Origin of the sequence: Nonomuraea sp. NPDC049750 (assembly GCF_040659625.1) — a bacterium.
Classification (GTDB): Bacteria; Actinomycetota; Actinomycetes; order Streptosporangiales; family Streptosporangiaceae; genus Nonomuraea.
In genome coordinates, this window is sequence record NZ_JBFANB010000063.1 from 24,422 (window position 1) to 35,118 (window position 10,697).

The 10,697-nt window shown below is 66.9% G+C and carries 11 protein-coding genes; 4 read left to right on the forward strand and 7 right to left on the reverse strand.

Annotated features, from left to right (window positions below; genetic code table 11):
- Positions 1-3: 3 nt before the first annotated feature.
- The 4 genes from AB0J16_RS59155 to AB0J16_RS59170 all read right to left on the reverse strand — a co-directional run bounded on the left by AB0J16_RS59155 (position 4) and on the right by AB0J16_RS59170 (position 4,827).
- A complete protein-coding gene (locus AB0J16_RS59155) occupies positions 4-666 on the reverse strand; it encodes a TrkA family potassium uptake protein (protein WP_358558069.1) in 663 nt (220 codons plus the stop codon).
- Positions 659-2,020: a potassium transporter TrkG gene (locus tag AB0J16_RS59160; RefSeq protein ID WP_358558072.1), complete on the reverse strand. Its 1,362-nt coding sequence runs from the start codon at positions 2,018-2,020 to the stop codon at positions 659-661. The genes AB0J16_RS59155 and AB0J16_RS59160 overlap by 8 nt, the downstream gene beginning before the upstream one ends.
- Positions 2,017-3,282: a cation:proton antiporter gene (locus AB0J16_RS59165; RefSeq protein WP_358558075.1), complete on the reverse strand. Its 1,266-nt coding sequence runs from the start codon at positions 3,280-3,282 to the stop codon at positions 2,017-2,019. Before AB0J16_RS59165 ends, AB0J16_RS59160 begins: the two co-directional genes overlap by 4 nt.
- 111 nt (positions 3,283-3,393) lie before the next feature.
- On the reverse strand, positions 3,394-4,827 hold the full coding sequence (locus AB0J16_RS59170) for a SulP family inorganic anion transporter (protein ID WP_358558095.1): 1,434 nt from the start codon (positions 4,825-4,827) through the stop codon (positions 3,394-3,396).
- A 281-nt stretch (positions 4,828-5,108) separates the two neighbouring features.
- Between AB0J16_RS59170 and AB0J16_RS59175 the strand changes: the two genes are divergently transcribed.
- Positions 5,109-5,237, forward strand: a complete 129-nt coding sequence (locus AB0J16_RS59175) for a hypothetical protein (RefSeq protein ID WP_358558078.1) — start codon at positions 5,109-5,111, stop codon at positions 5,235-5,237.
- Between the two features lie 272 nt (positions 5,238-5,509).
- Positions 5,510-5,986, forward strand: a complete 477-nt coding sequence (locus AB0J16_RS59180; protein WP_358558081.1) for a GNAT family N-acetyltransferase — start codon at positions 5,510-5,512, stop codon at positions 5,984-5,986.
- A 133-nt stretch (positions 5,987-6,119) separates the two neighbouring features.
- Here AB0J16_RS59180 and AB0J16_RS59185 read toward each other — a convergent pair whose 3' ends face one another.
- A complete protein-coding gene (locus AB0J16_RS59185; protein ID WP_358558084.1) occupies positions 6,120-6,689 on the reverse strand; it encodes a ferritin-like domain-containing protein in 570 nt (189 codons plus the stop codon).
- 16 nt (positions 6,690-6,705) lie between these two features.
- Positions 6,706-7,359: an aquaporin gene (locus tag AB0J16_RS59190; protein ID WP_358558087.1), complete on the reverse strand. Its 654-nt coding sequence runs from the start codon at positions 7,357-7,359 to the stop codon at positions 6,706-6,708.
- Between the two features lie 562 nt (positions 7,360-7,921).
- On the opposite strand from AB0J16_RS59190, the gene AB0J16_RS59195 reads away from it, so the two are divergent.
- On the forward strand, positions 7,922-8,032 hold the full coding sequence (locus AB0J16_RS59195; RefSeq protein WP_358558097.1) for a hypothetical protein: 111 nt from the start codon (positions 7,922-7,924) through the stop codon (positions 8,030-8,032).
- 74 nt (positions 8,033-8,106) lie between these two features.
- On the opposite strand, the gene AB0J16_RS59200 is transcribed toward AB0J16_RS59195, so the two are convergent.
- Positions 8,107-9,879: a ricin-type beta-trefoil lectin domain protein gene (locus AB0J16_RS59200; RefSeq protein ID WP_358558089.1), complete on the reverse strand. Its 1,773-nt coding sequence runs from the start codon at positions 9,877-9,879 to the stop codon at positions 8,107-8,109.
- 591 nt (positions 9,880-10,470) lie between these two features.
- Here AB0J16_RS59200 and AB0J16_RS59205 point away from each other — a divergent pair.
- Positions 10,471-10,697 (forward strand): endo-1,4-beta-xylanase (locus AB0J16_RS59205; protein ID WP_358558092.1); only part of this gene is annotated, 227 nt, incomplete at its 3' end.

Here is a 10,697-nt window from a genome sequence, read left to right on the forward strand (position 1 = left end):
TGATCACGGCAGTTCCGCGAAACGCTCGACCTGCTCGGTACGGCCGGAGACGATCACGATGTCGCCGTAGGCCAGTTCGGTCTCCGCGGTGGCGTAGGTGAACTCCTCGCCTTCGCTTTTGACCGCGACGATGGTGATCCCGTACTTGCGGCGCAGGTTGGACCGGCCGAGCGGGATGCCGATGTACTGCTTGGGCGACCGGGTCTTGATCAACGCGAAGTTGTCGTCGACCTGCATGTAGTCGAGCATCCGGCCACTGACCAGGTGAGCCACCCGCTCACCCATGTCGTGCTCGGGGAAGACCACGTGATGGACACCGATGCGCTTCAGGATCTGACCGTGCTGCCTGCTGATCGCCTTGGCCCAGATGTCGTCGATCTCCAGCTCCACCAGTAGAGAGGCGGTCAGGATGCTGGCCTCCAGATCGCCGCCGATGCCGACCACCGCCCGGTAGAAGTCGGGCACGCCGAGCTGGCGTAGCGTTTCCATGTCGGTGGCGTCGGCTGTGGCGATGTGGGTGATATGCCCGGCCAGGCTCTGGGCTGTCTTGTGCCGGTGGTCGATGGCCAGCACCTCGGTGCCGCGGCGGGTGAGTTCGAGTGCGAGTGAGCTGCCGAACCGGCCCAGGCCGATCACGACAACCGGGTCGCTGTCCTTGTCAGCCAATGATGACCCTCTCCTCGGGCAACTGGTAACGGCGGGTGCGCTCCTTGAGCGCCAGGGCGGAGCCCAGCGTGAGCGGCCCGGTCCTGCCGATGAACATCAGCAGCACCAGAAGCACCTGCCCGGCCGGACCGACGTCCGCGGTGATGCCGGTGGACAGCCCCGCTGTGCCGAAAGCCGAGACCACCTCGAACAGCACCCGATCCAGGCCGTGCGGCGTCAGGGCCAGCAGCGTGTAGGTGCTCACCGCGACGAGCGCGACACTGATCAGACCGATCGAGACAGCCTGGCGCTGGGCTGATGCCGGTAGGCGGCGGTGGCCGATGTTCACCTCGGGCTCGCCGCGCATCTCGGCCCAGATGACGAAGGCCAGCAGCCCGAACGTGGTCACCTTGATGCCGCCCGCCGTGCCCGCGCTGCCACCGCCGACGAACATCAGCAGATCGGTGGCCAGCCAGCTGGTCGGGTTCATGGCGGCGATGTCCAGACTGTTGAAGCCCGCGGTCCGCGGCATGACGGCGGTGAAGAAGGCGGCCAGCACCTTGCCCGGATCGTCCAGCGCGCCCAGCGTCCGGGGGTTGCGCCACTCGGTGCACAGGAACACCACGGTGCCGCCGATCAGCAGGACGGCGGTCAGTCCCACCGTGATCCGGGTGAGCACGCTCCAGCGGCTGGGGTGCCGCCAGGCGCGCGACAGCTCGAAGACCACCGGAAAGCCGAGCCCGCCGATGATCACCGCGGCGGCGATGGTCAGGCAGACCCAGGGATCGCTCACGAATCCCATCACGTTGTCCGGCCACAGCGCGAATCCGGCGTTGTTGAAGGCCGAGATCGCGTGAAAGATGCCCAGGTAGAGAGCTCGGCCGAGCGGCTCGCCGTACCCGAGCAAGAAGCGCGTGGTCAGCAGGATGGCGGCCACCGCCTCGCAGGCGAGGCTGAAGATCACCACCTTGCGCACCACGTGCCGGACATCGCTCATGCTCAAAGTCTTGGTCTCGGCCTGGGCGAAGATCCTTGCGCGTAACCCGAGGCGGCCGGACAGCAGCACGGTGAACAACGTCGCCAGGGTCATGATGCCCAGCCCGCCGATCTGGATCAGCCCGGCGATGACCACCTCGCCGAAGAGCGACCAGTGCGTCTCGGTGTCGACGATCACCAGTCCGGTCACACAGACCGCGGAGGTGGCGGTGAACAGAGCTACCAGCCAGCCCGCCGACTGGCCGGACGTGGTGGCGATCGGCACCGTCAACAGGATCGTTCCCAGCAGGACGGCCAGCCCGAACCCGGTCGTGACGACCTGCGCCGGATGCTGGAAACGGCCCAGGAAGGCTGTCGCCCAGAAGGTGCCCACCTTCACAGCTCTTCCCCGCGTGCCCGATCGCGCAGACGGCGAGCAGCGCCGAACCAGGCGGGAACCTCACGCTCATCGTCGAACCCGCGGGCCACCACGATGTCGCTGGAGGAGTGCAGCAGGATCGACAGGACGATCGTGACGGCGACCAGCTGGAAGACCTCCACCGACGCGGCGATACCCGAGCTGAGCACGATCAGGCCGTACACGACCGAGGCGAAGCCTTTCGGGCCGAACCAGGCCACCGCGGCCTGCTCGCGCACCGACAGGCCCGAGCGCAGGAAGGAGATCCAGATCGCGATCGGCCGGGCCAGGAACAGGGCACCGATGGCGAACAACCACCCCTTCCAGCCCACTGAGCCGAGCACGGCAGGAGTGATGAGCGCGCCGAAGACGAGCAACGCGGCCAGCTTGAACAGCTCGGCGATCAGCTCGCCGAAGTGCTCGAACGACTCGCGCTGGCGTGGGCCGAAAGTGGCCACCGTGATGCCGGCGGAGAACGCGGCCAGGAACAGGTTGCCGTGCGTGGCCTTGCCCACCGCCAGCACCAGCAGGCCGATCGCCAGGCCGTTGAGCGGCTCGTACTGGGTGGAGGCCGAGAACCAGCGGGTCTGCTCCAGCTTGATCGCCAGCCACGGGACGGCCACGCCGATCAGCACACCGACGCCCAGTTCCAGACCGAGCTCGCCCAGATGCAGGTCGCCGGAGCCCTGGGCGATCGCCAGGAACAGCATGACGAACGGCAGCGCCAGCCCGTCGTTGACCCCGGACTCCACGTTGAGCAGTTGGCGCAGCCGGGGCGGCACCTTCTCGTTGCCGACCAGCGCGGCGGCGAAGACGGGGTCGGTGGGCGCCAGGATGGCGCCGATCAGCAGCGACTCGATCCAGCCCAGTCCCACCAGGTAGTGAGCGCCCAGCGCGGTGATCACCAGCGTGAGCGGCAGCCCCCAGCCCAGCGCCCGGCCCGGCAGTCGCCACGCCGACCGCAGATCCGCCCAGCCCACCCGCATGCCGTCGGTGAACAGCACGGCGAACAGCGCGAGCTCGGCCAGGGTCGCGATGATGTCGTCGTCCGGCGCCAGGGACACCACCCCGAGCACGCCGTCCCCGAGCAGGAACCCCGCCACCAGGAACAACGCCGCGGTCGACAGGATCGTACGATGAGCCAGGCTGGACACCAACACGGCCAGCAGCAGAAGGCACGCGAATGCCGTCAGCAGGGCACCCATCAGCAGCCACTCTCGCTCGACCTGGCCGCCGAACACCACATCACGAACGCCTCCGCCGAAGTCCCATGCGACAACCCATTGCCGACCAGACTTCCCGGCGCACCGCGTCCCACCGTAACAGGGACATGCCCTTCGTCAGGACCGGCAGGTCTACATGAGGTAGCGCAGCCACAGGTACGGGGTGGCGATGGTGACGGTCTTGCCACGTGCGGCGTACTTGGCCTCCACCGCGTCCAGGGCGGCCACAGAGGAGGCGTCCCAGATGTGGGCGTCGGTCAGGTCGATGACCACGTCGTCGGGGTCTTCGCCGTAGTTGAACTGGTAGACCAGGTCGTTGCTGGATGCGAAGAACAGTTCGCCGGTGACGGCGTAGACGACCTGCCGGCCGTCGGGGTCGACGCAGGCCGTGACGTTGGCCAGGTGGGCGACCCGGCGGGCGAAGATCATCATGGCGGTCAGGGAGCCGACGACGACGCCGATGGCCAGGTTGTGGGTGGCGACCACGACGGCGACGGTGACGACCATGACGGTGATCTCGCCGGCGGGCATGCGCTTGAGCGTGGCAGGGGCGATGGAGTGCCAGTCGAAGGTGCCGAAGGAGACCAGGATCATGACGGTGACCAGGGCGGCCATGGGGATCTGCGACACCCAGGGGCCGAAGACGATGCACAAGACCATGAGCAGGACGCCGGCGGTGAAGGTGGACAGCCGGGTGCGGGCGCCGTTCTTGACGTTGATCATGGTTTGGCCGATCATGGCGCAGCCGCCCATGCCGCCGAAGAGGCCGGTGACGATGTTGGCGATGCCCTGCCCGATGGACTCGCGGGTCTTGGAGGAGCGGGTGTCGGTGATGTCGTCCACCAGTTTGGCGGTCATCAGTGATTCCATCAGCCCGACCAGGGCGAAGGCGAGTGCGTACGGGGCGATGAGGGTGAGAGTGTCCAGGGTGTAGGGCACGTCGGGCAGGCCGGGGACGGGCAGCGCGGACGGTAGTGCGCCGCGGTCGCCGACGGTGGGCACGGCCAGGGCGGCGCCCACGGTGATGGCGGTCAGGGCGGCGATGGACACCAGCGGCGCCGGCACGACCTTGGTCAGGCGGGGGAAGAACACCATCAGCGCCAGCCCGGCGGCCACCAGTGGATAGACCATCCAGGGGACGCCGGCCAGTTCGGGCACCTGCGCCATGAAGATCAAGATGGCCAGGGCGTTGACGAAGCCGACCATGACCGAGCGGGGCACGAAGCGCATCAGCTTGGCCACGCCGAGCGTGCCGAGCACGATCTGGATGAGGCCCCCGAGGATGACGGTGGCGATCAGGTAGTCCAGGCCGTGCTCGCGCGCCAGCGGCGCCACGACCAGGGCGATGGCGCCGGTCGCGGCCGAGATCATCGCCGGGCGGCCGCCGGCGATCGCGATGACCACGGCCATGGTGAAGGAGGCGAACAAGCCGATGCTGGGGTCGACCCCGGCGATGATGGAGAACGAGATCGCCTCGGGGATCAGGGCGAGGGCGACGACCAGTCCGGACAGGATCTCGGTCCGGGCCACCGACGGGCTCAACCAGGCGGGCCTGCCCGGCCGCAGCCGGGCGGCCCATCCGTGTGGTGCGGAGGTGAGCACACGGGCAGGGATGGGGGAAGAACTGGGCAACACAGACATCCTTCAGGGTGAACGAGAGCCACCTGCCTGCTAGGGCCGCGGCGGCAGCGCGCGGCACAGGTGGGCGCACGGAGTGAACGGGCGGCCGGTGGCCGCCGGGGCGCCTACGTCGGGCGCCCGAGAAGGGAATGGCAGATCGGGCACGGGCGTGCCAAGGCCTGTCGCAAGGAGGTCACGGTGGGCAGCTGGCGGTGGTGGTGACAGGCATGCGCGCGTGGTTCGAGCAGGCCGCCCAGGAACGGTGCGCGGTGCTGCAGACCCAGCTGGACCGGGCCGAGGAGTTCGCCACCGAGCTCCACCAGCGCACCCTCCGCCTGGCCGCTGACGGCTCCTGAAGCCGTCCTTCGAGATGACGTTCTTGACCTCGTTGGCGTCCAGGTGCAGGCGGTGGCGGAGCGAAGGGCGGCGACGTTGGACGCGGCCCTGAAGGACGCGAAGGTGGCGGTGGTGAACCCCCAGGGTGCGGGCCAGGGCTGTGGTGCTCGTCCAGCGAGATGCCCGGCGACGCGGATCTGGGAGTTGGCCGTCGAAATCGAGTAGCACACCGTTTCACAGGCGGGCAGGCTTGGTAATCCTCATCCCTTGCGGACGATCAAAGGGAGATCCGGTGGGCGAGACAGGGATTCGGATCGTTTCGGCGGGCAGTGACCGCGATGCCTACTTGCCGTTGCTGCGGCTGGCCGACGACTCGGAGTCAGAGGTGCGCGGCTACTACCAAACGGGCGATCTGTATGTTCTCGACGATGAGACTCTCCGGCCGCTGGCCGTCATCCTGGTGATCCCGCAGCCGGATGGCTCTACCGAGTTCAAGGCCGTGGCGGTCGATGCGGAGCGGCACGGCGAGGGCATCGGCAAGCGCATGATCGCCGGTGTGCTGGCGGAGCTGAAGGTGCGGGGCGTGACACGCGTCGTCGTCGGCACCGGCAACTCCGGCGTCGGCGAGCTCGCCTTCTACCAGAAAGCCGGATTCCGCCTTCACCGGATCGAACGCGACTTTTTCGGCCCGGCCCGGGGCTATGCCGACGGGATCGAGGAGAACGGCATCCCGCTGCGCGACATGGTCTGGATGGATCAGGAACTGTAGGGGAGGCGCACAGGGGCCGATCTCGAGGGCTTGATGAGTTGGACTCAGGTGTGCCGGGAAGTCTGGTCGGTTGCGGTCGTCCTCTCGCGGATGCCACAGACGCGCGCACGTGATCTCGTCGGTGAGTTCAAGATCAGGGCAGTGGTCTCGTCCCTTGCTCGTCGTCGTACAGGCCGGCCAGCGAGGGGGATCTGCCCCGGAATCCACGATGAAAGCGTCCGGGCGGCCCGAGACCGAAGAACTCGCGCAGCCAGGCGACGTGCTCGGTCTTCTCGTTGTGGATGGCCTGGACCATCGCATGGGTCCGGAGGTCTTTTGCTTCGGTGAGGTGGCGAAGACCGGAATAGGAATGTGCGGCCTCCTGCACGGATCCGATGAGGGCTTCGGGCAGGTTGTCCCAGTCGGCGAAGATGCTGGCTTTCGGCTCGTCTTCATGTTGCAGAAAGCTCTGGATATCCTCCGGCAGCCTGCCGCCGAGTTCGCAGATGCGCGTGACGAGCGTGTCGAAATGGTTGCGGTCCTCGTCTCGAATGTCCCTGAGGATCTCCCGCAGCCCTTCGTCCGCGAAGCCGATCGAATGAGCCGCCAGGATCGTGTAGCGATAGACGGCGCTCAGCTCTGCTTTCGCGGCCGAAGTGAGATGGCCGATCAGGGCGTTGACATCGATACCCGCTCGTTGGAGGGCTTCGCGTGGAGTGGTCATGGAAGGGCTCCGGATTTCAGGCGGCGGAGACTTCCAGCGGCGCGCGTTCCTTGGGGTTGAGCGCGAGGAATGTCACCCCGGCCAGGGCGCCGCCGACAAGGTCGGCCAGGAGCCAGATCCAGATCTTCGACCAGTCGAAGATCCCCATGGTCGCGGCGCCGATGGCGACCGCCGGGTTGAAGGCGCCACCCGAGATACCGCCCACGGCGAACGCCCCCGCGGCCACGGTGAATCCGATCGCCAGGCCGTAGAAGCTGTTGCCCGGATGGTCCCGGCTGGTGGCCGCGTTCAGGACGACGTAGGCGAGCGCGAAGGTGAACAGCGCCTCGGCCAGGAGCGCCACCCACAACTCGCGGCCCTCGGGCGACACCGGGGTCACTTTCGCGGGGTTCACCACGAAGCCCGCGACTACGGCCGCGACGACGCCGGCGGCGAGCTGGGCGATCCAGTACGGAATGGCGTCCGTCAGACTGATCCGACCGCGCAACAGTACGGCCAGGGTCACCGCAGGGTTGTAATGGGCACCGGAGATGTGGCCGCCCGCGTACACCATGACCATGAGAATCGCTCCGATGGCAACCGGGGCGAGGGGCGCCATTGCCAGGACCGTGGCGCCGACCGTGAAGACCAGAAAGAAGGTGCCTATGAACTCCGTGATGTACCTGCGCACGACGTCCTCCTGCGGAATGAGGTTCTAGGTGTGCTGAAAATGGCGGCCATCCAGATCTTGGCATCGTGCCCCGCAGGGAAGAGGGCCTGATGTCCTTACGGCTCATTTACGGCTCTGCCGGACGGCATTTTGGGACGAAGATCGCGCTGGCTGGACTGTCAGGAGATGGTCCAGTCCTCGGCCGCGAAAGGCTCTTCCATGAGGCATCCCGGTATCGAAGAGCGCAGATCGACTGCTTGACGAATACGCCTATCTTTCATCTGCGGGTACTGCGTGAAGCCGGGCGGAGGACCCCCGCTGTTTCGGCGTCTCGCGGCATGATGATCAGGCCGCTTTCCCGAGGACGAGGACGTCAGTCGGCGGTTGCGGGCGAAGGGCGGCGTGCCGCCCTCCCGAGGGGGAATCTGGCGCGGCGATGAGCACGACTGCGGGCATGGGTATGGATAAGCTGCCGCCCTGGCCGAAGCCGATCGGCTGCGCGAGCAGATCACCGAGTCGTCCGCGCGGCTGAGCGAGAGAGTTCTGCGGCGCCGGGATCGCCGGCCTGACGCTGGCCTGGCACCTGGAACGCGCGGGCTGGCAGATCGAACTGGTCGAACGCGCCCCGCAGTTCCGGAACGGCGGCTACATGGTCGACTTCTACGGTGCCGGTTACCAGGTGGCCGGGCGATAAGCTGCTCATCTCGTTGACGATCAAGCCACCCACGACGCTGAAAATGATCTTCCATGCGCCCGCCGGCCATCGGGTCAGCTCTTTGTCCATTTCTGGCTGGTCGTGCCGGTGCAGGACCACAGCTGCACCTTCGTTCCGTTCGCGGTCCCGAAGTTGCTCGCCTCCATGCAGAGGCCGGACTGCACGCCGGTGACGGTGCCGTCGCCGTTGACGTTCCACTGCTGGTTCGCCTGCCCGTTGCAGTCCCAGATGATCACCTGGGTGCCGTTGCCGGTGCCCTGCCCCTTGGCGTCCAGGCACTTGTCGCCGTACACCTGCAACTGCCTGGACGAGGTGAGAGTCCACTGCTGGTTGTTGCCGCCGCAGTCCCAGAGCTGGAGCTGGGTGCCGTTGACGGTGCTCGCGTTCGGGACGTCCAGGCACCGGCCGGCGTTGACGTTCCGCAACATCGACGTCGACCCGCCGGGTCCCGAGTCCGTGGGGGGCAGGAGTGTAATGGTGTAGGTGTCGTCGATGGTGGTGTGCGGCAGGTTGACCGTCGTGCCGTCGCCGGACAGTGTCACCACGGAGCTCTGGACGGTGACCGGCCTCTGGACGGCGCCGCCGCCGTTGTAGGGGATGCGCTCGGCGACCACTCTTACCTGGTTGTTCTGCACGATGCCGCTTGTGATGTCCAGGCGCCGCAGGTTGACGGTGATGTTGCCGGTCGTGCTGCCGCCGCCGACCAGAATCTTGGCCGTCCCGGCCGCCTTGGTGGCGAACGCGTCGTACGAGGAACTGGGGGTGACGGACACGATCTGGCCGGTCTGAGAGCCGTAGAAGCGGTAGACCCACCATTCGCCCTTCGGCTGGTACTCGCCTGCCGAGTTGCGGACGAGCAGGTTGCCGAGGTCGTTGTGCAGGTTTCCACCGCCCGCCCAGTTGGCGCGCAGGCCGTCGGCGCCGGCCCTTTCCAGGCGCGCGATGTACCAGGATCCGTCACCGGGGTTCTGCTCGTTGGACGCCCCGTATTCGTTGATCTGGTACGGGCGCGGATGTGGGATGCCGCGAGAGTTCAGTGTGGTGTCGGCCGCCGCCACGTTGGCGACCGGGTCGCCGGGCAGGGCGTGCCAGCTGATGATGTCCGGAACCACGTTGTTGGCTTTGACGTAGTCCAGGTACTGGACCCAGAACGGGTTCGTGGTCGAGGGTACGCACGCGCAGCTCGGCCCGACGATGAGATGCGTCGGGAACGCGGCCCGGATGCGTTGGTAGGCGCGCCGCCACATCTCGAAGTACTGGGACTGAGAGCGGTTCCAGAACAAGGTGATGTTGGGCTCGTTCCAGAGGTCCCACTGTACGGTGGCGCCCGTCGCCCGCACGTCGTTGATCAGACGGGTGAGGAAGTTGTCGTAGTCGGTCCAGTCGCCGTTGTCGCCGGGGAATCGCGAGATCGGGTAGCCGTCGGCACCCCACAGGTCGTGGACGAGCAGGATGAACTCCCCGCCCAGCGATCTTGTGCGCAGCAACTGAGCGCGGGTGGAGTTCCATCGGCGGTCGTACTTGCCCGACACCCACCCGCCCGGGCTGTCGAGCTGCGCCCCGCCGGCGCGCATGTACCGGAACTTCACATCGGTGTAGAAGCGGTCCGGCGGCGCCGACGCGTTCTCGGTCATGCCGTAGATCCAGCCGGAGGCGCGGTAGGTGGGGGAGCCGCCACCGGCGGAGAAGTCGACGGTGATGGCCTGGTCCGCGGCCAGGGCCGACGGGGCGGCCGTCACGACGGAGGCGGCGACTAGGGCGCCTGCGGCAAGGAAGGCGGCGATCCGGCGGCGGCCTCTGTGCCGCCTGCGGAATGTGGCGTCCATATGTGATTCCTTGGTCGCGGAGGGGCGGTTCGAGGACTCCTGCCGTTCACCACCGACTCCGGTAGGAGGTAGCCGCCGTGCGGACTCAGTGTGGAAACGACTACAAAACATGTCAAGACCATGAACGAATCGGTTCGATTGGCTGGTCGGCACTCAGGAGGCCGATGCGCTGGTGCGTCCTGGTCATGCCACGCTGGCACCGGATGAACGTTTCATCACCTCGCCCGCCGCGACAGTACGACCGCGACCGGCCGGCTCTGATCAGGCCACTCCGGGACAGGGCAAAAGATATGAAACTTTCATGGCCAACGGCCCCTTGTGGCAGGAACGGGCGAAAGTTTCGGTGCGCATTATGGATGGTTGAGACCGTGTAGCGCCGAAGTCGGCGGGCAAATGTGTCCGAAACTTTTGGATTCTTCTTGACAATATTTCGGAACTATTTCCACACTGAGTCACCAAGCGACGCCTTGGTGGTGTGCGCGGCGTCGATCCCGTGGGGTGTGTCCCCGCGTGTTCCCGTTTCCGTACTTCAGACATGGAGGCTCAGGCATGGGCGCAAACGCCATTCCCTCGCCTGGAACCAGGCGGCCCTTGAACGGCTTACGCTGGTCCCTGATCGTCGGTGCTTTCGGTGTCCTCGCCATGATCATGGCGCTGGTGGCACCGCTCCGCGCGGATGCCGCGGCGAGTACGCTCGGCGCGGCCGCCGCGCAGAGCGGGCGGTACTTCGGCACCGCCATCAGCGCGGGCCGGCTCGGCGACTCGCAGTACACCACGATCGCCGGCCGCGAGTTCAACATGGTGACGGCCGAGAACGA

Coding starts and splice junctions, on each gene's coding strand:
- AB0J16_RS59200 (WP_358558089.1), bottom strand. CDS start 9,879: ATGGACGCCACATTCCGCAGGCGGCACAGAGGCCGCCGCCGGATCGCC.
- AB0J16_RS59175 (WP_358558078.1), top strand. CDS start 5,109: ATGCGCGCGTGGTTCGAGCAGGCCGCCCAGGAACGGTGCGCGGTGCTG.
- AB0J16_RS59185 (WP_358558084.1), bottom strand. CDS start 6,689: ATGACCACTCCACGCGAAGCCCTCCAACGAGCGGGTATCGATGTCAAC.